20 protein-coding genes are annotated in these 21,656 nt (G+C 53.7%); 12 read left to right on the top strand and 8 right to left on the bottom strand.

The genetic code is table 11. The annotated features are described in order from the left end of the window. Positions 1–141 precede the first annotated feature (141 nt). From IEV97_RS07715 to IEV97_RS07700, 4 genes are all read left to right on the top strand, one after another. Complete coding sequence (locus tag IEV97_RS07715) at positions 142–720, top strand: LemA family protein (RefSeq protein WP_188500916.1); 579 nt, start codon at positions 142–144, stop codon at positions 718–720. Between the two features lie 89 nt (positions 721–809). Continuing rightward, positions 810–1,247: a TPM domain-containing protein gene (locus IEV97_RS07710; protein ID WP_188500915.1), complete on the top strand. Its 438-nt coding sequence runs from the start codon at positions 810–812 to the stop codon at positions 1,245–1,247. Between the two features lie 6 nt (positions 1,248–1,253). Further along, positions 1,254–2,033 carry a TPM domain-containing protein gene (locus IEV97_RS07705; protein ID WP_188500914.1) on the top strand — a complete coding sequence of 260 codons (780 nt, stop codon included), beginning with the start codon at positions 1,254–1,256 and terminating at the stop codon, positions 2,031–2,033. A 166-nt stretch (positions 2,034–2,199) separates the two neighbouring features. Then, a complete protein-coding gene (locus IEV97_RS07700) occupies positions 2,200–4,929 on the top strand; it encodes an ATP-binding protein (protein WP_188500913.1) in 2,730 nt (909 codons plus the stop codon). Here IEV97_RS07700 and IEV97_RS07695 read toward each other — a convergent pair. The 3 genes from IEV97_RS07695 to IEV97_RS07685 all read right to left on the bottom strand — a co-directional run bounded on the left by IEV97_RS07695 (position 4,926) and on the right by IEV97_RS07685 (position 7,903). Beyond that, positions 4,926–6,305 (bottom strand): sigma-54-dependent transcriptional regulator, encoded by a 1,380-nt coding sequence (locus IEV97_RS07695; protein ID WP_188500912.1) that lies wholly within the window; start codon positions 6,303–6,305, stop codon positions 4,926–4,928. The genes IEV97_RS07700 and IEV97_RS07695 overlap by 4 nt on opposite strands. 205 nt (positions 6,306–6,510) lie before the next feature. Continuing rightward, entirely contained in the window at positions 6,511–7,068 is a 558-nt protein-coding gene (locus IEV97_RS07690; RefSeq protein ID WP_188500911.1) for a hypothetical protein, read from the bottom strand. A 202-nt stretch (positions 7,069–7,270) separates the two neighbouring features. Then, positions 7,271–7,903, bottom strand: a complete 633-nt coding sequence (locus IEV97_RS07685) for a hypothetical protein (protein WP_229733842.1) — start codon at positions 7,901–7,903, stop codon at positions 7,271–7,273. A gap of 233 nt (positions 7,904–8,136) precedes the next feature. Here IEV97_RS07685 and polA point away from each other — a divergent pair, with 233 nt between their 5' ends. Continuing rightward, positions 8,137–10,986 (top strand): DNA polymerase I, encoded by a 2,850-nt coding sequence (gene polA, locus IEV97_RS07680; protein ID WP_188500909.1) that lies wholly within the window; start codon positions 8,137–8,139, stop codon positions 10,984–10,986. A gap of 105 nt (positions 10,987–11,091) precedes the next feature. On the opposite strand, the gene IEV97_RS07675 is transcribed toward polA, so the two are convergent. Continuing rightward, positions 11,092–12,486 carry an SGNH/GDSL hydrolase family protein gene (locus IEV97_RS07675; protein ID WP_188500908.1) on the bottom strand — a complete coding sequence of 465 codons (1,395 nt, stop codon included), beginning with the start codon at positions 12,484–12,486 and terminating at the stop codon, positions 11,092–11,094. Positions 12,487–12,504: 18 nt separating this feature from the next. After that, on the bottom strand, positions 12,505–13,743 hold the full coding sequence (locus IEV97_RS07670; RefSeq protein ID WP_188500907.1) for an OmpP1/FadL family transporter: 1,239 nt from the start codon (positions 13,741–13,743) through the stop codon (positions 12,505–12,507). Positions 13,744–13,975: 232 nt separating this feature from the next. Between IEV97_RS07670 and IEV97_RS07665 the strand changes: the two genes are divergently transcribed. Further along, positions 13,976–14,884, top strand: coding sequence for an NAD(P)/FAD-dependent oxidoreductase (locus IEV97_RS07665; RefSeq protein WP_188500906.1), 909 nt, complete (start codon positions 13,976–13,978; stop codon positions 14,882–14,884). Here the strand turns inward: IEV97_RS07665 and IEV97_RS07660 are convergent. Next, positions 14,881–15,726 (bottom strand): cyanophycinase, encoded by an 846-nt coding sequence (locus IEV97_RS07660; protein ID WP_188500905.1) that lies wholly within the window; start codon positions 15,724–15,726, stop codon positions 14,881–14,883. The genes IEV97_RS07665 and IEV97_RS07660 overlap by 4 nt on opposite strands. Positions 15,727–16,070: 344 nt before the next feature. Between IEV97_RS07660 and IEV97_RS07655 the strand changes: the two genes are divergently transcribed. The 3 genes from IEV97_RS07655 to IEV97_RS07645 are packed head-to-tail and all read left to right on the top strand — an operon-like array spanning position 16,071 to position 16,692. Next, the gene (locus IEV97_RS07655; RefSeq protein WP_188500904.1) at positions 16,071–16,247 is read left to right on the top strand and encodes a hypothetical protein; all 177 of its coding nucleotides are present in this window, start codon (positions 16,071–16,073) and stop codon (positions 16,245–16,247) included. A gap of 51 nt (positions 16,248–16,298) precedes the next feature. Further along, the gene (locus IEV97_RS07650) at positions 16,299–16,475 is read left to right on the top strand and encodes a hypothetical protein (protein ID WP_188500903.1); all 177 of its coding nucleotides are present in this window, start codon (positions 16,299–16,301) and stop codon (positions 16,473–16,475) included. 52 nt (positions 16,476–16,527) lie between these two features. After that, positions 16,528–16,692 carry a hypothetical protein gene (locus IEV97_RS07645; RefSeq protein WP_188500902.1) on the top strand — a complete coding sequence of 55 codons (165 nt, stop codon included), beginning with the start codon at positions 16,528–16,530 and terminating at the stop codon, positions 16,690–16,692. Between the two features lie 176 nt (positions 16,693–16,868). Here the strand turns inward: IEV97_RS07645 and IEV97_RS07640 are convergent, their stop codons facing one another. Together IEV97_RS07640 and arfB are read right to left on the bottom strand one after the other, a co-directional pair. Continuing rightward, positions 16,869–17,516, bottom strand: coding sequence for a hypothetical protein (locus IEV97_RS07640; protein ID WP_188500901.1), 648 nt, complete (start codon positions 17,514–17,516; stop codon positions 16,869–16,871). 323 nt (positions 17,517–17,839) lie between these two features. Then, complete coding sequence (arfB, locus tag IEV97_RS07635; protein ID WP_188500900.1) at positions 17,840–18,256, bottom strand: alternative ribosome rescue aminoacyl-tRNA hydrolase ArfB; 417 nt, start codon at positions 18,254–18,256, stop codon at positions 17,840–17,842. A 135-nt stretch (positions 18,257–18,391) separates the two neighbouring features. Here arfB and IEV97_RS07630 point away from each other — a divergent pair, with 135 nt between their 5' ends. The 3 genes from IEV97_RS07630 (at position 18,392) to IEV97_RS07620 (ending at position 21,583) form a co-directional block, all read left to right on the top strand. Further along, positions 18,392–19,303 carry an alpha/beta fold hydrolase gene (locus IEV97_RS07630; RefSeq protein WP_188500899.1) on the top strand — a complete coding sequence of 304 codons (912 nt, stop codon included), beginning with the start codon at positions 18,392–18,394 and terminating at the stop codon, positions 19,301–19,303. A gap of 134 nt (positions 19,304–19,437) precedes the next feature. Beyond that, on the top strand, positions 19,438–20,415 hold the full coding sequence (locus tag IEV97_RS07625) for a TIGR03885 family FMN-dependent LLM class oxidoreductase (protein ID WP_188500898.1): 978 nt from the start codon (positions 19,438–19,440) through the stop codon (positions 20,413–20,415). Between the two features lie 88 nt (positions 20,416–20,503). Continuing rightward, entirely contained in the window at positions 20,504–21,583 is a 1,080-nt protein-coding gene (locus tag IEV97_RS07620; RefSeq protein ID WP_188500897.1) for a site-2 protease family protein, read from the top strand. Positions 21,584–21,656: the final 73 nt, after the last annotated feature.

Below are 21,656 nucleotides of genomic sequence, written 5' to 3'. Positions count from 1 at the left end.
CAACATTTGCACTGACCAACCTGCTATACCTGCAGCTGCTACAACCTCAAAACCAATTTTACAACGTCATCCTATGTTTTCCGTAATCATATCGCTTAGCTTTGTAGTTATATCGTATACAAACTATACCCCTCAATAAACATGAAAAAAATCTTCCTCTACCTCATTGGCTTTATCATGATCAACTCGCTGTCGTCTTGTGGCTACAACACGATGGTGCAGAAAGACGAAACCGTGGAAACAGCATGGGCGAACGTGCAGAACGCCTACCAGCGCCGCGCTGACCTCATACCTAACCTGGTGAACACCGTGAAGGGCGCCGCCAATTTTGAGCGTGAAACCCTTGAGAGTGTGATCAACGCGCGCGCCAAAGCCACCAGCGTGCAGCTTAGTGCAGACGACCTCACGCCGGAAAACCTGCAGCGCTTCCAGGCTGCCCAAAACGAACTGGGAGGCGCCCTGAGCCGACTGCTTGTTTCGGTGGAGCGCTATCCGGAGCTGAAGGCGAACCAGAACTTCCTGGAGCTACAGGCACAGCTGGAGGGTACGGAAAACCGCATTTCCGTGGAAAGGCGCAAGTTCAACGAGGCCGTGCAGGACTATAACACCACAGTGCGATCCTTCCCCAATAACCTGATGGCCGGTATTTTCGGCTTCGAACGCAAAGGCCACTTCCAGGCCGATCCAGGTGCCGAACGCGCCCCTACCGTGCAGTTTTAAAATTAAATTGCTATATGGTTAAATTGTTAAATGGTTAGCTCGCTGATGATTTAACAATTTAACCCTGCAACCATTTAGCCATCAACAACATGCCTAAAGATACCATAACCGATGCGGACGAAAAGGTCATCATGGAGGCCATACAGCAGGCGGAGCGCAATACTTCCGGCGAGATCCGGGTGCACATCGAAAACAACTGCGAAGGCGACGTACTCGACCGTGCCACCGAGGTATTTGCCCAGCTGCACATGCACCTGACCAGGCAACGCAACGGCGTACTGTTCTACGTGGCCATCAAAGACCATCAGTTCGCTGTGCTGGGGGATGCCGGCATCAACGCCATCGTGCCCGACCACTTTTGGGAAGACATTACGGCTGAGGTGATTTCTCACTTCAAGAAACAGGAGTATGCAGCAGGTCTTGCCAAAGGCGTGATTATGGCGGGTGAGCAACTCAAATCGCACTTCCCTTACAGTGACAAAGGCGATCTAAACGAACTGAGCGACGATATTTCGTTCGGAAAATAACACACCATGAAACGATCTTTTCTGTTCCTATACCTTGTTTTGTGTAGCACCCTGGCTTTTGCGCAAAGCGATGATTTCCCGCCCCGGCCTAACCCTCCTCGTCTGGTAAATGACCTGGCAGGCATCCTGAGCCAGGGAGAGAGACAGGCACTGGAACAGAAACTGGTCAGCTACAACGACACCACCTCTACCCAGATTGCGATTGTCACCATCAAGTCCATCGGCGACTACGACGCCAACCAGTACGCGGCCGAACTGGGCGAGCGCTGGGGCGTGGGCGGTAGCAAGAACGACAACGGCATCGTCATTCTGGTGTCGCTGGAGCCGCGCCGGGTAGCCATCCAGACGGGCTACGGCATGGAGCACATCATCCCGGACGCCATTGCCAAACGCATTACCGAGCGTACGCTCAAACCGAACTTCCAGCAGGGAGAATTCTACAAAGGCCTGAACGAAGCGACTAACCTGATCATCAGCCTGGCCAGTGGCGAGTACCAGGCCGATCCGCAGGCCAGCCAGGGAGAGGGCGAAGGTCCTTCGCTGATGGCAATCATCATCATTATCATTGTGCTGGTATTCATCATGTCGCGCTTTAAGGGCGGCGGCAGAGGTGGCCGTGGCGTACGCACGCTGGGAGGTCCGATTCTGGGCCCGGGCTCTTTTGGCACCTTCCGTACCGGCGGTGGCATGTTTGGCGGCGGCGGTGGCTTTGGCGGAGGAGGAGGTGGCTTCGGCGGATTTGGCGGAGGCTCCTTCGGTGGTGGCGGCGCCAGCAGTAGCTGGTAGGCCGCTATTCCTGCCCGCTTTCGTCCGGAGATTGCCTCAACGCTGTCTGCTGCAAACTCGAACAAGAGGTATTGTCACCGACATATGATTCTGGCTTTCTTGTCGTTACAGAAAGTATAGCTCCCCAAAAATCCGTACCTTTGCAAATGGGGGGGCATCTGCGCGTATGAAGATAAACAACGAAAACATTAAATCGAAAGTAGTCATCGGCTTTACGCTGGCGCTTTCGGTGGTGGTTTTTGCCATTTACTTAACCTACAACAGCTTCACGCAGTTACTCAGCTCCGTTAATGTGCTGGCAGAGCCCAATGCCAAGCTGGCCAAACTGCAGCACACCCTCGCTGACATTGCCACGGCAGAGAGCGCCATCCGCGCCTATACCCTCACCACCGAGGACAAGCACTTCCGGGAGTACCTCGACAACCTGGGCAACATCAACAGCCAACTCGACTCGCTCTGTACCCTCATGCAGGACAACCCCGCCGAACTGGCTCAGATCGACTCGGTGTCTGCCCTGCTCCTGGCTCAGAGAAAAAGCCTGGAGGAGCACGTGAATAAGAAAAAGGAGCAGCGCGGCAACAGCGCCTATACCGACAAAGCCCTGAAGCAGATCGCCTCGGCAGCTTCCAGACAACCCGCTACCACCACCATCAACCAACGCACCAAAACCACCATATCGGACAGGCTGGCCTACAATACAGACACTATAGTTGCGCCACCGCCACAAAGCGAGCAAAAGAAGGGCTTATTAAACAAAATCTTCGGCAGGCGCAGCGAGCCCAAATCGCAGGAACCGCCGCAGCCTATTGTGGTGCCCCAACTGAACGTAAAGCAAGAGTACAGTGCCGATACCAGCAAGGCTGCCCCAACCAACATGGCCTCCATTGCCAAGGTACGTATTGTGCTCAAAGATGTGGAGCGCGAGCTGCAACAACAGCAGCAGGCCATTGTCGCTAAAGAGCTGGCACTTCTGCAACAGGACAAACAGATCATGGATCAGGTGCGCCGCATGGTGTATGACCTGGAGCGCTACGAGCTGCAACAGGCCCGTCTGAATGCGACGCAGGCGCAGGAAGTAGCCAAAGAGACATCGCTCGTGCTTTTGCTGGTAGGCGTATTCGGCCTGGCCAGTGGCATCGCCTTTATTTTGATCATCCTGCGCGACCTTACCCGCAGCAGCAAGTATAAAGTTGAACTAATGCGCTCCCGCAAAGAGGCCATTCAGCTGGCCCGCGCCAAGGAGGCCTTTGTGGCGAACATCAGCCACGAGATCCGCACACCGCTCAACGTAGTACTAGGCTTTTCGGAACAGCTGGGCCATACCCAGTTGCAGGAGCAGCAACACGAACACCTGCAGGCCATACACGGGGCCGGGCAGCACCTGTTGCACATCGTAAACGACGTACTGGACCTCTCCAAACTAGAAGCCGGCAAGCTGCACCTGCACATGGCACCTTTCGAGATGCGGCAACTCCTGGCGGAGGTAGAGCGCACTTTCCGGCTCAAGGCCAGCACCAAAGGCATCGGTTTCAGCTGCGCGATGGATGATCAGCTGGATGGCTTCCTGTCAGGCGACTCGCTGCGGCTCCGGCAAGTGCTTTTCAACCTGGTGGATAATGCCATCAAGTTCACCCACGACGGGGAGGTGCGCGTGTCGTGCAAACTTAAATCACAGCGCCGTAACCGCGCCGTGGTGCTGATTGAGGTATCTGACACAGGTATAGGTATACCGATGGAACAGACCGCGCACGTGTTCGGCGAGTTCAACCAGGCCGACGACTCTATTATCCGAAAGTATGGTGGTACCGGCCTGGGACTGTCGATCAGCAAGAAGCTGGTGGAGATGCAGGAAGGCTCACTCACCTTGCGCAGTGTACCGAACGAAGGCACCACCTTCAGCATTGTGTTGCCGATGATGAAGGTAGCAGCACCGGAGATTGAAGCTATACCTCAGCCAACGCTCTCTGCTACCGACGTACTGGTAGGCAAAGCCGTTCTGGTGATCGACGATGATGCCTACAGCCGTACCCTGTGCCAACTGATACTGGGCCGCAAAGGCATGCAGGTCACACTGGCCAACGACGGGCAGGAGGCGCTGCAACTGATCAAAGAGAAAGAGTTCGACATTGTGCTCACCGACATCCAGCTGCCGGGCATGAGCGGAAAGGCCGTTGCCAGAGCGATCCGGAAAGAGAACGCCACTATACCTATTATGGCGCTCACGGCCAACATCATGAGCAGCAACAGGCGCTTCTTTGCTAAAACCGGTATATCAGACCACCTGCTCAAGCCTTTCACAGAGCAGGACCTCTACCTGAAGCTCAGCAAAGCTTTGACAGCTCAGGCTATACCTGAGACGGCGCCTGTAATTGAGCCAGAAGAGAAAGCAACAATTGGAGGTATAGCCAAGCAACCTTCCGATATAACCGAAAAAGCAAGTAACGTTGAATCAGGTATGGCTGATACTCAAGGTATAACCACACCTGAAAATGATGCCGAAACACAACAGGCAAACGAGCCTATACCTGCTGTTTATACCCTGGATGAGCTGCGCACTTTTGTGGGAGATGATGAGGAGGCGCTGTGGGAGATCGTGGAGGTGCTGGTGTCGGATAATCAACGCTCATTAACGCAGCTGGAAAACGCAGCGGCAGCGGCCAACTGGCAGCAAGCGGGCGAACTGGCCCACAAGATGAAGACCGCTTTCCGCCATCTGCAGGCCCATACCGTGCTGCCCGCCCTTGACACGCTCGAGCAGGTACTTCACCAACCAGACCTGCCAACCGGCAACCTGCCTGCCACAGCCAAACAACTGCAACACGAAGCTACGCTTGTCCTCGCCGCGCTCGAAGCCGAGCTCAGCAAGCGTAAAAAGGCCGAAGAAGCCGCTGCTTAAGTTTCAATGTTATACTGCCGCATTTTGTTGTAGAGCGTCTTGCGGTCGATGTTGAGCAGTCGGGCCGCTTTGGATTTGTTGTACTTCACGCGCTCCAGCATTTCGATGATCAGCTCCTTTTCGCTGCGTTCGGTGGCTGTGCGCAGATCCATTACAGGCAGGGCTACCTGGGTGGCATCCGGTTGCGCCACAATACTAGTTGGCTCCGGTATATGGTAGGCAATCTCGGGTGGCAGGTCGTCGAGTGTTATCTCAGTGCCTTTGGCCAGCAGTACAGCCCGTTTTACTACGTTCTTCAACTCGCGCAAATTTCCTGGCCAGCTATACCTTTCCAGCGCCATGACAACAGCCGTATCAAAGCCCGTCACGTTGCGTTCCAGTTCGTGGTTGGCTACCTGCAGAAAGTGCTCGGCAAACTGCATGATATCTGCGGTGCGGTCGCGGAGCGGGGAGATGTTGATCTTGAACTCGTTGAGGCGGTGGTACAAATCTTCCCGAAATTCCCCCTTGCTCACGGCCTGCACCAGGTCTTCGTTGGTGGCCACGATGATGCGCACGTCCACATCAAGGTCGGTGTTGCTACCAATCTTGCGCACTTTGCGCTCCTGTATGGCCCGCAGCAGCTTCACCTGTATTTCATATGAGAGGTTGCCGATCTCGTCCAGAAACAGCGTGCCGCCATTGGCCGCCTCGAACTGTCCTTCTTTGTCACCCATGGCGCCTGTAAACGAACCCTTCACGTGCCCGAACAGCTCGCTTCCGGCCAGTTCCTTCGATAAAGCACCGCAGTCGATGGCTACAAAGGGCTTATCGTGGCGTTTGCTGCGCTGGTGTATCTTGCGGGCCACATACTCTTTGCCGGTGCCGCTCTCGCCTTCTATGATCACCGACATGTTGGTGGGCGCGATCAGGGCGATGTACTCCTCTAACTGGTTGGACTGGGGGCTGGCTCCTTTCACAAACGTAAAGCCGCCCTGCGCAGGTATAGCCGGCTTCGTCGCGACATGGCCCTCGCGCCCGAGGGAAAGGGCCTTGCGGATGGTCAGTAACGTTTCGTCCGGATTGATTGGCTTGGCCAGATACTCAAAGGCACCCATCTTGATGGCTCTCACAGCTGTACGGATGTCGGCGTAGTGCGTCATCAGGATAACGGGCACCTGCGTGTCGAGCACGCGGATCTGTTCGAGCAACTCCAGTCCGTTTTTGTCGGGAAGCCTGAAATCGGTCAGGATCAGGTCGAAGGTGTCGGCTTTGATCTGGCCGAGGCCTTCGCCGGCGGTATAGGCGGTTTTTACCTCATACTGCTGACGTTTCAGGAACGTGCTCAGCATCAGGCAAAAGGTAGGATCGTCGTCGATTAAGAGTATCTTGGGCATAATCATAAGCAATATACACAACCGCAGGGCAGGGGGAAAATGTTGCCCTGAAATAACGTGCTCGGCCGGGCATTCCGACTGTTTACCGAAAAGCGGCGCTTAAGGTTGGGTATAAATGCAGCGGGTGGGTATAAAACAGAAAAGCCCCCGCTGGGCGGAGGCTCGTTCCATGATACTAGGGTCGCTAGTATTCAATCTATGTGGCTTATTTTTGGTCTTGGATAATGTTGCCTTTTTCATCAATGCGAACTTTAGCGCTCTGCTGCTGCTCGTTAGTGAAGAAGATCTCATACATTGTTTTGGCACTCTGGCCTGGCGCATTAGCCTGCGCGTTAACATTCTGCGCATTTTGGTTGGCCTGCTCGGCACGGTTTTCCATGCCTTGGGCATTAGCGCCGGCGGCATTGGCGTTCGGTGTTATGCGGAACACCTCCACGATCTGCCAGCTAGCAAATGCTTCGGCAGTCAAGGCCTGCTGTACCGGCTCCGGAAGCTCTTCCTTCGTGATGGCTTCGCGCTTCACGTTTTCTTGCTGAGTGGTGGTCTGCGTTTCAGTTGTCACCTGCGTCTCAGTCTGTGCCTGCTGTTCGTAGTTCACCTGATTTTCAGTTTCAGCCTTCGTCTCAGTTTCTACTTCGGTAGTTTGCTCTACTTTCTGCTTCTTCTTCGACTTCTTTTTGTTCTTGTCAGTCTGTGCGCTAGCGTCAAGTGAGGCAAAGCCAAAGAATGCGATGGCGGCTGCCAGGTAGGTTATTTTTTTCATAGTTTTATTCTGTCGCTCAAATTTAATATTTCACAAAGCCTATTAGTCAAAACTGTGCCAAAACTATATATTGGAATTAAATTGCTGACAGACAGAATATTACGAAAATAAACAAAACTCCCCAAACTGTGGAATCCGCCGGATAGTGTGGCGGAAATTCCACAGTTTGGGGAGGGCAAACTGGGTAATGGGCAGGTATCGCCTAAGAAGCGCCCAGCATGAGTGCCAAGGCGATCAGGGAACCGAAGCCAATGCCGAAGCCCGCCGCAGCCTTGCCCACTTTGCGTTTGTGGGCCTGCTTTTTAAAGGCATCCCGGTAAACCGGCTCCTTCATCAGCTGGTAGTTCGGGTGAAACATATTGTCGACATTAGGCGGAACGGCAGCCGTTACGATGCCCGCCACCAACCCGACAGGCGGGAGCAGGAAAGTGGCGCCGGCCGTGCCCCAAAGCGGTCCCTGCCCTTTGTAATACAGCAGGGCGTCGTGGCGCCCCTGGTACATCAGCTCTTCCTGGGTATAGGTGCGAGAGGTGCCAGACGCCGCGGGTATGGCTGTAGTGGCAGAAGCGTACTCGTCGTTGGTTTGCGGCAATTGGCTGAGCTGTCGTTGCGAGGGCTGGGTTGCAAACTGCATGGAAGCCACATCGCCCCGGAGCACAAACCGCATAGGGCCTTCTGTTTCGCTCAGCATGCGGTAATGGATGGTGTCTTCCCCCACTTTCACAATCTTCCCGATTAATTCTTCACCGCTCTTCTTAACGATCAGATCCTGGCTGTAACCAAGCGTAGCGGCCAGTACAAAACATACGCTAAGTACCGCTCTTTTCCATGTCATAAGGTGCATCATCCTGCTCTTGTAATTTAAGTTTTGTTTATTTTCAGTCTTGGATTAGGAAGATACAAAGACTATTCCATTTATTGTGGAATCTCTATATTTTATTTTTACTGTGAAAATAATTTCCCGACAAGGTATAGTTAACTGGCGTATAAAGCCGGAATGGCATGATCTTGTCAGCTGTGCACTTCCGGAAACTTGCAAAGGAAGCCGGCAGCCTATACCTTTATACTATGAGCGAACCACGTAAAAAATTATTTCTGCTTGATGCCATGGCCCTGATCTACCGGGCACATTTTGCCTTCAGCAAAAACCCGCGCATCAACTCCAAAGGCATGAACACCGGCGCTGTGCTCGGCTTTACCAATACCTTGGTGGAGGTGCTTCAGAAAGAGCGGCCCACGCACATCGGCGTCGCCTTCGACTCAGCGGCCAAGACCTTCCGCCACGACAATTTTGCCGCCTACAAGGCCAACCGACAGGCCATGCCCGAGGATATTTCGCTGGCTATACCTTACTGCAAGAAGATTGTAGAGGCCTTTAACATACCGGTGCTCATCATGGACGGCTACGAGGCTGATGACATCATCGGCACACTGGCCTGCCGCGCCGAGAAGGATAACTTTGACGTGTACATGATGACGCCCGACAAGGACTACTGCCAGCTGGTGACCGAGCACGTGTTCCTGTACAAGCCTGCCTTCCTGGGCAATGCCGTGGAGGTATGGGACGTAGCGCGGGTGCTGGAGAAGTTTGAGATCGAGCGCGTAGAGCAGGTGATCGACATACTCGGCCTGCAGGGCGATGCCGTGGATAACATACCCGGTATACCGGGCATCGGCGAGAAAACCGCCAAGGCCCTGATTCAGCGCTTCGGCTCTGTCGAGAACCTGATCGCCAATGCCGACCAACTGAAAGGCAAGCAGAAAGAAAACATCGTGAACTTTGCTGACCAGGGCATCATGTCCAAAGAGCTGGCCACCATACATTGCGACGTGCCGGTGCCCTTCAGTGCCGAGGCTTTGCACTACGACGGACCCAACGAAGAACAACTGGCTGAACTGTTTGCCGAGCTGGAATTCCGCCAGCTGATGCAGCGTGTGCTGGGCATTGCGATGGCCGATGCACCGGTAGCAAAAACCACTGCCAGACGCGCCAAGCCAAGTAACCAGCAGCAGACCTCCCTTTTCGATACAGCTGCCGCTACCGCCATTGCCGAAGTTGAAGATGAAGCAGGTATAGCTACGGAGCATGTGCCGTTTGCGCGTTTCAACAATACGGTGCAGGACTACCACCTCATCGACACGCCGGCCCTGCGCCAAAGCCTGATCCGCTACCTACAGAAGCAGCAGGAGATCTCCTTCGATACCGAGACGAGCAGCATCGACCCGATCACCGCCAAGCTGGTGGGCATGTCGTTCAGCTACCTGCCGGGCGAGGCCTATTATGTGCCCGTGCCACCCGACAATGAAGAAGAGGCCCTTCGCATCACCGCCGAGTTTAAGGATGTGCTCGAGAACCCGAACATTGCCAAGATCGGCCAGAACATCAAGTACGATATCCTGGTGCTGAAGAACTACGGCATCGAGGTGAGCGGCCCGCTGTTTGACACCATGCTGGCGCACTATCTGCTGGAGCCCGAGATGCGCCACAACATGGATGTGCTGGCCGAGACCTACCTCAACTACAGTCCTATCCCTATCACCGACCTGATCGGCCCGAAAGGCAAGAACCAGATCACGATGGCCGACCTGAAGCCGGAAGAGGTAAAGGACTATGCCTGTGAAGACGCCGACGTGACGCTGCGCCTGAAGCACTACTTTGAGCCGCTGCTGCAGGAACAGGGTTTGATGAAGCTGTTCAACGAAGTGGAAAACCCGCTGGTGCAGGTGCTGGCAGGTATAGAGAAAGAAGGCATCTCGATCGACGCCAATGCGCTGGCCGACATTTCGCTTCTGCTCGAACAGGAAATCAAAGGGATAGAGACCCGCATTTTCGAACTGGCCGACACGGAGTTCAACATCGGTTCGCCGAAGCAGCTTGGCGAAGTGCTCTTCGACAGAATGGGGCTGCACGGCAAAGCCAAGATCAAAAAAACCAAGACCGGCCAGTACGCCACCGGGGAGGAGATTCTCTCTAAGCTATCTGGCGAGCACGAAATTGTGCGCCTGATCCTGGACCACCGCGAACTTTCCAAACTCAAGTCGACCTACGTGGATGCGCTGCCGCAGCTGGTTTGCGCGCTCGACAACCGCGTGCATACCTCCTTTAACCAGGCCGTGACGGCTACGGGCCGCCTGAGCTCTACCAACCCGAATCTGCAGAACATTCCGATCCGCACGGAGCGGGGTCGTGAGATCCGCAAGGCCTTTGTGCCACGCGACAGCAAGCACCTGATCATCTCGGCGGACTACTCCCAGATCGAACTGCGCATCATGGCCGACTTCAGCGGAGACCCGACCATGAAAGAAGCCTTCCGAAACGGACTCGATATTCACGCCTCCACAGCCAGCAAGGTGTTCCACGTACCGCTCGACCAGGTGGATAGCGAGATGCGCCGCAAAGCCAAGACGATCAACTTCGGTATCATTTACGGCATTTCTGCTTTCGGCCTTTCCGAGCGACTAGGTATACCGCGCCGCGAAGCCGCCGACATCATCGAGGCTTACTTCCAGGAGTTCCCGGCCGTGAAGGAGTACATGGACAGCGCCATTGAGAAAGCGCGCGAGCAGGAGTATGTGGAGACCCTGCTGGGCCGCCGCCGCTACCTCCGCGACATCAACTCGCGCAACGCTACCGTGCGCGGCTTTGCCGAGCGAAATGCCGTCAACGCCCCGATCCAGGGCACTGCCGCCGACATCATCAAGATCGCGATGATCAACATACACGAGTACCTGCGCCATGAGAACCTGAACACCCGCATGATCCTCCAGGTACATGACGAACTTCTCTTCGACGCTCCGAAAGAAGAAATAGACATTGTGACGCCAAAGATCGTGGAGCTCATGACCAACGCCCTGCCGCTGAGCGTGCCGATGGAAGTTGGCTTAGGCGTAGGCAAAAACTGGCTGGAAGCGCACTAAGGTATAGCTGGCTTATACCTGTTGCTATACCTTATAAAAACAGAAAGGCGCCTTCCGATGCGGAGGGCGCCTTTCTTGGTTTGAGTGCACGGAAACCTCAGGAAATTAAGGTAGTGCTACAGTCTTATACTGTGTCTCGTCTACTTTAGGAATTCTAGCACCGTATTTTGTATTAATCACATTAATGAACTCATTGGCTACGAGCGCGGCTCCTCTAGGAGTGAAGTGAATACCATCGAGGCTGAAAATATTACCTGTCACGAAAGCTGAGTTATAAGCTACACCATTCTGAGCGAAGCCAGTAGACAGTCTAGATAGATATGCGTTGAAGTCGCCGTGTGCTAGGCCTTTAGCATCTGCAACTGCTTTGATTGACGCATTGTAGCTGTTCGTATGGTCTTTGATAATTGCCAGCTCAGCCTCAGACAGCACCAACTGATCAGGAAGCGGAGTGCTAGAGCCACCACCTTGACATTTAATAAAGTCTGACGCAGGCAGCAGAATCAACTCATTAGGTGTTGCCTTACGTGGAATGCCATCCTCGAGTACTACCAAGGCATTTGCACCAGCTTGGAAAGTAAGATGGCCAAGACCTTTTGCTGCATATCCAGCAGTAAGTTGCGCTGCCTGCTCTGCTGATAAAACAAGCGCGTTATAAGGAATAGTTGTAAAGAAAGGAATTTTTGTCACATCAGGAATATTCCCTAAAGCACCTTTGGCACCTTTGCTGGTAAGCTGATTTACTATACCGGCTATGTAAGCCGTAAACATATCCTTGTTTGTTGGATAGTCAGAGCTAGTTGGTGATGGAGTACCGCCAGCAAGTGCATACCCAAGCACGTCATTATTGCCAATCCACAAAGTGAAAAAGGTTGGATTCTGAGCCATCGCATCAGCTACCACGCTTGTGTTAGGAGATGATGCAAAGCGGGCGAAGAATGGGTTAGCTGTTGCTGGCTGCGTCATTAACCCTGCTGGATTGCCGTATCCAGGCGCTAATAAGTGGAATGACTTTGCACCTGGTACACCTAAGTTGTTATAGGGCCCCTGAACGGTTGGTGCTAACTGACCTAAAAAAGCCGGAGTAAGCGCAGCCGCATTTCCCGCTTCAACTGGCGCCAAACCAACGTCTCCTCTGCAATCAGGCTGTATACGCAACACCCTTTTTTGTGGCACCTCCACAATGCTAGGGTTTGATGGATTTGATCTAGGACTTCCAGCACTCACACCTTCCGGCATTAAAGGCTGTCTGAAATCAGAATTACCTCCTACTTGCTCGAATTGCTTGGCAAGGATAGCTGGATAAGACGCCTGCTGTCCTTCACGGTAAAGCGCCCCGTCGGCAAAACCTGCTGTCAGGGAGTTTCCTAGCGCCACATAAGTACTAAAATCTGCCTCGCCCGAGCTAGCCGCAGGGGCATCAATCTCCGGATCGCAGCTTGTCAGGAACATACCGGCCATCAGGGCCAGTACACTCGATTTATAGAAAAACTTTTTCATATACTTTGCTAAAGAAAATTAGAATTTGAAGTTCAGGCCGATACCAGGGATATAGGCGACAGATTTAAAAGTACCCGGAACACCGTTTGACAGGTTAGCTGCATCCGTTCTCTCTTTTTTGTTAATGTACAGGAAAGAAGCGTCGATGCTGAAGTTCTCAGAAACGGAGTAGCCTATACCTGCAGAAAGACCGCGTGAGTCTGAATCCGGCGTCTCTGGCGTCAGGTAGCCGTCCTGCACAGGCGTTTTGTCAAGGTAAGCGCCGGCACGGAGGGCGAGGGCGTCTGTTGCCATGTACTCACCACCAATGCGGTAGATGAAAGCATTCTCGTAATTACGGCTGGCCTCAGAGAAAGGGCTACCGGCTACGTTCTGGCTGAAGTCGAAACGCAGTTTCTCGTAAGCATCCCAACCTACATGGCTCACGTCAGCAGCCAGCGTCAGGCGCTCGTTTGGCTTAAAGCCTATACCTACCGAAAGGGTGGAAGGCATTGGCAGTTCCGCGTTGAAAGTCGTGCCATCCGGGAAGTTGCCGCGGGCAGCTGCAGGGATGTTGCTGAACATCACGTCACCGCCTTCTACTTTCAGGTCTACTTTAGAACGGTAGTTCACACCGATAGAGAGTTTTTCTGTTGCCTGGAAGAAGATACCTGCGTTAAAGCCAAACGCCGATTCAGCGCTGCCGTCCAGTTCCAGACCGCCTTCAGTGCCGTCCTGGTTCTGTACAGGCACTGAGCGCTGCAGGTTTACACTTCCGACTACATAAGAAAGACCTATACCTATACCCAGCTTGTCGGTAATGGCGTAGCTAACGGTAGGCTGCACGTAAATAGCCTGCAGTTTCAGCTGGTTCAGTCCATAGCGGCCGCTCCACTCGTTGCCCCAGTCCACGGTGCTACCAAACGGAGTGTACACCCCTAGGCCGGCAGAGAATTTCTCGTTTATGTTGTACACACCATATACCTGGAAAGGAGTGCCCAGTGGGTTATCCGTACGAGCCGTAACACCTCCGGACTCAGGAGCAGAATGGGCAATTTTGGAGACAAGCGCACTACCGCCTATCGTCACGCCACTGTAGCCTAAATGGCTCATGGCACCCGGGTTGAAGAAAATGCTGGACGTGCCTGTCACTAGACCCGTACCCGTATGGCCCATACCGATCTGGCGCTGGCCAGCCAGGTTCACCTGGTATCCTCCGGCCATAGCTGTACCCGAAATCAGGGCGCTACCTAATAAGGCTAAGATTTTGCTTTTCATAAAATGCGACTTGTTTAAATGAAGGGTGTTAATAAGGTTAAACAAATATATAAAACATTCATACTTAAAAAGCGCTTGCCGCTCCTTTTTTCAAATAATATCTGACTTTAGTCGAAAAACGCCCGCCCATACCCTATACTGTGCCTTTAATGGGCTATCATGGCATTTTTCCCTCAGCCGCCCCACCTCCCGCAGGCAATCTACGTTTACATACTCTCAACAGAATAAACCCATGAAGGAAATATATGACGTGATCATCATCGGAGGCGGCCCTGCGGGGCTTAACGCCGCCATGATACTGGGCAGGTCCCGACGCAAGGTACTTTTATTTGACAGTGGCGAACCCCGCAACCGCTGGTCCAGGAGCATGAACGGCTTCCTGTCGAGCGACGGCGTAAACCCTGGCGATTTTATCCGGAAAGGACGTGAGGAACTTAAAAAATACAGCATACAGGTAATAGACCACCCAGTGACCGACGCCACATACAGCAAAGGCACCTATGTGGTAGAATCCAGCGAAGGGCACGTATACCACTCCCGCAAGCTGCTTCTGGCGACAGGCCTGAAGGACACGCTGCCGGAGGTGGAAGGTATAGAAGAGCTCTATGGCAAAAGCGTGCACCACTGCCCTTACTGCGACGGCTGGGAGAGTCGCGACAAAGCCATTGCCGTGTACGGCAAGGATCGTTCAGGTATAGGACAGGCCCTGGCCATGAAAAACTGGAGCGACGACGTGACCCTCTATACGGACGGCACCCGGAAGCTTAACAACAAGGACATGGAGCTGCTAGATCTGAACGGGGTGAAGGTATGCACCGATGCCATCGCCCGTGTGCAGGGAGAGGATGGCATGCTGCAGCATATCATTTTGCGAAACGGGGAATTAAGACCACAGGAGGCCCTTTTCTTCTCAGGAGAAACCAAGCAGCAGTCGGATATCGGCAGGCAGCTGGGCTGTGAGTTTACCGGCAAAGGGGTGATCAAGACGCGGCGCCTGCAGCAGGCCAACATCCCGGGCCTCTATGTGGCCGGTGACGCGGCCCGCGACATGCAGCTCGTGATTGTGGCGGCGGCAGAAGGCGCCAAGGCCGGGGTGGCCATCAACATGGAGTTGCAGCAGGAAGACAGGGAGAATCCTTAGACCAAGCTGGCAGTAGCATCGCTGGCCTCCTGAGCGGGGCTGGGCAGATGCTGCTCCACTGGCTGGAACAGGTGCTCCTCCAGGCAGTAACGGTAGCCCTCCACGAGCATGTGCATGATGAGGTGCTCCACGGCAATGGGCTGGTTCTCGGATACCTGCCTGGTGTTGGTGAACCGGATCTTGCTGGCATCGATGATCGTCACGACTCCTGTCCCGAACACCTCTATTTTATTTCCCTCTTTGATGATGATGCCGGTTTCCTCGCTCAGGCCAACACCGACATAGGCCGGGTCGTGCGCCACGGCGTGGGCCAGTCGCCCGAAGCGGCCGCGCTCCACAAAGTGCGTGTCGATGTACAGATGGCTGACAAACCCAAAGCCGATGGTGGTTTTCATCTCCCCTTTGATAAGCGAGTAGTGGCCGTAGCCGTCGTAGATCATACGGTCTGACATGATGGCGGCGCCTGCGCTGGTGCCCGCAATGATGATGGGTTCCTCGTGGTAGCGGCGGCGCATGATCTCCAGAAGCTGCGTGCCGTTCAGAAACTCAGTAAGGCGAACCTGATCGCCTCCCGTAAAGAAAATCACATCGGCCTGCTGAATGCGGCTAATGTACTCAGCCTGGTCCGCCGCATGGTTTTCATCGATCAGCATGAACTGCACTTTGTTGCAGCCCAGTTCTTCAAAAGCCTCCTTGTAAGCCAAGCCGGATTCCTGCGGCTCGGTAGCCGCCGTGGCGATCACTTCTATATTGGCATGCACCGGGCATATCTCAGACCTGATCAGTTTGATCAGATCATCATCATACCCTCCTCCGAGCGCTATTAAGGTTCCTTTGTACATGGGTATTACAGATTAGGTAGAAAGTTGCGCTCACCATACAGTAAGCGGCTGTATACTTTACAATTAAGTATCCGAAAAGATTTAAAACAGCGCGTAAATCCGCTTTTGCTATGTTCATTTTCGAACAAACACCTGTACGCTATTGGACGACTTTAGTAGACGGAACAGCGGTTTAAATTCGTAGCTTGGTGATTTACAGCAACTTACACTAGTGGCACATAAAATGTAATATGCTCATCATAAATAAAAAAAATTTTAGAAGCACCAAGCAACCTTTTACCCTACTCTACTATCTATTAAGTACTTAGAACCTAAAACTCAAAAACTTTTAAATCCTTACAATTATGAAAATCATCATCTTATTAATCGCCCTGGTACTTGGCTTCGGAGCCACCTGCAAAAAGACAGCAGACGACATTAAAGTAGCCGCCGCCAAGCACAAACTGCACCTGGAGCAAAGAGAACTCCGCAGCTACCCTAACCTGTTGCCAGAAGTGCTGATCGTAGCACCAAAGGCCTGACACCCTGAGCACGTACAACCCTTTTACACATCATCCTAAAACTAAATCACTATGAAAATCCTGATTCTATTGTTCGGACTAACAGCAGCTCTTGGCACTGCAGGCAAGAAAACCGCTAGCGATGTAAAAGAGATCAAGCACCGCCAGGAAATGAGAGAGCTGGAGCGCTACCCCAACCTTCTCCCTGAAGTAGTCATTACCATCTCGCGTGACTCCCTGATGAAGTAGCATACCTGATTTTACCGATTCTTTAACCCCGCCATTAGTACCAAATAAAACCATGAAAATCATCATTCTTTTATTAGCGTTGGTAGCCTCGTTTGGCTTTGCCTTGAAAAAAACCATTGACGAGCGTGTGTTGTTGGCGGAGCACCTGCAGCAGGAGCGCGTTACCTTGCTGTACAGCACCCAAAACCCTGCATCCCAGCCTGTGGCCATGCTGTAGCAAGCCGCCTTACCAAGGGCCAAATGCTAGCTGTAACATGACCTATACCCCGGCCCAACACTTCTCCAGGTTCTATCTACCCACCAATATCACGCTCACTGCTAAGCTGAGCGACCACAAAGACACTGCCCTTATAACAACAATCGCCCGGCCTGCATGGGGCCGGGCGATTGTTGCTAGTTTTCTTTTTTCTTGAATATCTTGTTGAGGTCGATGCGCTTCTCAGGCTCTGGCTCCGGAACGGGCTCCTCCTTTTTGCCGAATGGCCATACCTTCTTCTTCGGTGGCTCCGGTTCTTTCTTTTTGCCAAACGGCCAGCCCGATTTTTCTTCCTCAACTTCTTGCTTGCCAAAAGGCCAGATGCTCTTCTTCTCTTTCTTCTCCGGCACAATTACGTAGCGTATCGAGATGCCTGTGGCCAGGTTCACCCAGTCCTCGTGGTTGAAGTGCAGGGCTGGCTTCACGTCAGCGGAGAGCAGAAAAGGCAGTCCGTTAACTTTATACTCCACCCCCACAATCGCATCCAAACCCGTAAACACGCCCTGGTCTTTGAGGTTGCCGATGTGCCCGCCGCCGCCCAGGTAGTAGTTGAAGCGCTTGCCCAGCATGGGCCAGTGCCGCTGGTAGAGAACCGTGCCACTGTACTCCCGCGAGCCGACCAGGGCTATACCTTCGAGGGTGCTTTTCTCCGCGACCCGCTGTTGCAGGGTAGCCCCAAACTGGTCGCCACCCAGGCGTATACCTGCCGCTGTTCTGTATTTCTGCGCCTGGCTGGCCGTAGCCGCCCCCGCCACCAATAGCATCGTAATAAAAATCTTCTTCATGTGTTGTCTTCGGAGTCTGCCTCCTGCCGCTGCAAATATCTTACCTATTCTGCAGAAAAGAACCAAGCTGCCCAGCCTTAGCGCTATCTTTTTTGAGAGATGATGCAGCAAGGTATAGCGGACAGTCTTATCGGAACGTATGGTGAGAGCGGCTTGGTATACCTGTGCTAAAAGAAAGGCGCTATACCTGAAGAGCTGCCTCAAAAGATTTACTGAAAGACTAGCCTGTGAAATGAGCAGTCGACTCTATACCCAGTAGTCGTTTTTGAAACTTTAAACGGTCTGCGAATCAAAACGCGGAGCCCAACTGCCCCTCCTATACCTTAGTAATCGCTTTTGAAACCGCCGCGGCTGGCTTTTTTGTCGGATTGGCGGCGCTTGCCTTCGAGGCGTTTGCGCACCGAGGCGCGGGTGGGTTTGGTGGCTTTGCGTTTTTTCTGGCGGGTAAGCGCCTGCCGGAGCAACTCGTAAAAGCGCTCGATGCACTGCTCCTTGTTTTGCAGCTGGCTGCGCTCCGCCTGGCAAACCACCTGCAGGAAACCTTCGCTGTTGATGCGGTTTCCCAGCTTTTCCTGCACCAGCGCTTTCTCTTCGTCTGTCAGCAGTTGCGAATCTGCCACATGGAAACGCAGCTCGACCTTGCTGGCCACTTTGTTCACGTTCTGCCCACCTGCCCCGCCGCTCCGCGAAGCCTGAAAACTCAACTCCCGCTCAAAATCACGTTCTCTTATATCTGCCATATCGTTGCTATACCTTCCGAAACAAACTTGTAACCGCCTTTTTATTCCGGTTTACTAATAATTTCAGGCCAGTACGCGTCTTTTCATGTTTTTATGCGTCTTTTGTGAAATTTTTGACAATCCTATACCTTTTCTATGAAAAAGTTACGCTTTGCCTGTCTGCTGCTCATACTTTTTGCGCTTCCGCAACTCTCGCAGGCCGTCAACAAATCCTTTTACTTCACCACCTCCGACGGCGTGCAACTGTATGTGCGCATGGCCGGAGAAGGCAAGCCCTGCCTCTTCATCCACGGTGGGCCCGGCTCCTGGACCAAGTATTTCTACGCCCTGGGCGGCGACGTGGTGGAGCAGGACATGACCATGATCTACGTAGACCAGCGCGGCTGCGGTCGCTCTTCCAGTTCCGAAACCAAGGATTACTCGCTGGCCCGCGTGGTGCAGGACTTTGAGGAACTGCGCCAGCACCTGGGCTACGACAAATGGATGCTCATGCCGCACTCTTTTGGCGGCACCATCGCCACTGAGTATGCCTACCAGCACCCGAAGCGTGTCAGCGCAGCCATCTTCGTCAACTCCACGCTATACCTGAACGATGCGCTGGAGAGTTATGTCAAAAATGGTGCACGCCTGCTGGGCAAGCCGGAGTCAGAATTCCGCAAAACGGGCGGCTCCATTGGCGAAGCGCTCAACGGCGTGGCCTCGCAACTTAACCAACAGGGAGTGATGTACAAAATGATGTACCCCAAAAAGGAGATGTTCGACCAGATGAACGCCGTGATGGACACCACCATCAACTGGGATTTCGGCAGCAAGGTATGGGACTTCCCTGAATATGTGCAGGACTTCACCGTAAAAAGTGCCTCACTCAAAATGCCGGTACTTGTTATTTCGGGCAACAACGACCTGTCAGTAGGCCCAGAGCACTACAAACTGTTCAAGTTCAGGAATGCCACCTACCGCCCCATGGACACCGGCCACTGCCCTTATCAGGAGCAAACGGCGCTCTTCCACCAACATGTCAAGGACTTTCTGGCGAAGGTAAAGTAAACGAGCTGCTTAACCAGAAAAGGAGCTGGCCTACCCGAAGGTCTGCTCTTTTTTTGTGCCTGTTGCTCCTTTCGAAACCAAAGCGCAAAGTGTAGCCGTATGCCTTACTACCCAAAACCCAAGCGGCTATACCTATGAAGCAACAAGACAGCACACTCCGCATCGGCTACCACGCCTCGCACGAACAGTTTAAGCCAAGCGAACTCCTCCGGTTTGTGCAACAGGCCGAGCAGGCAGGCTTCAACGCCTCCATGTCGTCAGATCACTTCGCGCCCTGGAGCCTCGACCAGGGCGAGAGCGGTTTTGCGTGGTCCTGGCTCGGAGCGGCTATGCAGGCCACCAAACTGCCCTTCGGTATCGTCAACGCGCCCGGGCAGCGCTACCATCCGGCCATCATCGCGCAGGCTGCGGCCACGCTGGCCGAGATGTTTCCGGAAAGATTTTGGGTCGCCATGGGCAGTGGGCAGTACATCAACGAACAGATCACGGGTGAGCACTGGCCCGTGAAACAGGACCGTAACGATCGCCTGAAGGAGTGCGTCGACATCATCCGGGCGCTCTGGAACGGCGAAACCGTCACCCACCACGGCTTGGTGACGGTGGAAGAGGCCAAACTCTGGACCCGCGCCAAGGTAGCCCCCAAGATCATCGGGGCGGCCATCACTGAGGAAACCGCCGAATGGGTGGGCGGCTGGGCCGACGGCATGATCACGGTTTCGAAGCCGCCCAAGGAGCTTAAGAAAATGGTGGATGCTTTCCGTAAGGGCGGCGAGGGAAAACCCATGTACCTGAAAGTGCAGCTGTCTTACGACAAGGATGATAAAAGGGCGCTGCAGGGAGCCCATGAACAGTGGCGTTCCAACATCTTCCCGAGCGCGGTGCTCTCCGACCTGCGTACCGCCAAGCAGCTGGAGCAGGCGGCTATGTTTGTGCGCGAAGAAGACCTGCGCGAGCATGTGCGCATCTCCTCCGACCCAAACCAGCACGTGGAGTGGCTGCAGCAGGACCTCGACCTGGGCTTCAGCCAGCTGATTCTGCACAACGTCAACCTGGAGCAGGAGCGCTTTATCGAGGTGTTCGGTGACAAGGTGGTGCCCCAGCTTTTGGGCTAAGGCATAGCGCTGAAACAAAGCTCCCCAGGCTGCTAACCTATACTTTATAAGCACGTTACAGGTATAACACGACTTGTAGAGACGCCCTATGAAATGGTCCCTTAACCTTGGCAGAATAGCGGGTATCAAGATTCTGATGCACTGGACATTCCTGATCCTGATCGGCTGGATCGTGTTTTCGGAAATGCAGCGCGGCTCCGACCTGGCTACCACCCTGCTCTCGGTCGCCTTTGTGCTGACCATCTTTTTGTGCGTGGTGCTGCACGAACTGGGCCATGCGCTTATGGCGAAACGCTATGGCGTGGGCACCAAAATGATCACGCTTTTGCCGATCGGCGGTGTGGCCAGCCTGGAGCGCATACCTGAAAACCCGAAGCAGGAGCTGTTGATTGCCATTGCCGGCCCCGCCGTAAACGTGGTGATCGCCTTCGTGCTCTGGCTGATCCTCCCGCCGCTGCGCGAGCTGCCGGACGAGTCTTTTTTCAGTCGCATTACGCCGGCTAACTTCCTATACCTGTTGTTTTTCGTCAACATGATGCTCGTCGTCTTCAACGCTATACCTGCCTTCCCGATGGATGGCGGCCGCGTGCTCCGGGCGCTCCTGGCCTTCAAACTGGGCAGAGTGCGGGCAACTCAGATAGCGGCCAACCTGGGCCAGATGCTGGCCATCTTCTTCATGTTCATCGGCTTTTTCTACAACCCTTTCCTAATCCTGATCGGTATCTTCGTGTTTTTTGGCGCCTGGTCCGAGAACATCGTGGTGCAGCACATCGAGTTTTTGCGCGGCCACCAGGTGCGCGAAGGCATGATGACCAATTTCGTGACCCTGGCCCCTTCCGAAACGGTACGTGATGCCCTCGCCAAACTCCTCAAAGGCTCTGAACACGACTTTGTAGTAGAGCTGGACGGAGAGGTCATGGGCACGCTCACGCGCATGCAACTGATTCAGGCGGTGAAAGAAGAGAAGACCGAAAGCCCCGTGTCGGACATCATGACGCAGGAAGTAAAGGCTTTTAACGTGCAGGACAAGCTCGCCGAGGCCTATACCGAACTGCAGAAGACCAAGGCGCCCCTTTTCCCGGTGCTCGAAAACGGGCGGCTGGCAGGCGTCATCAACTCCGACAACATCAACGAGTTCATCCTGATAAAGTCCGCGCTGGCGCATTAGTACTCAAAACTGCTGCTCCCAGACAAAAGCTATACCTGACTTACTTCACCCGACACACAATTTTATTATATTT

It is taken from the genome of Pontibacter amylolyticus (assembly GCF_014638845.1).
Lineage (GTDB): Bacteria > Bacteroidota > Bacteroidia > Cytophagales > Hymenobacteraceae > Pontibacter > Pontibacter amylolyticus.
This window is presented reverse-complemented; position numbering and strand designations above follow the sequence as displayed.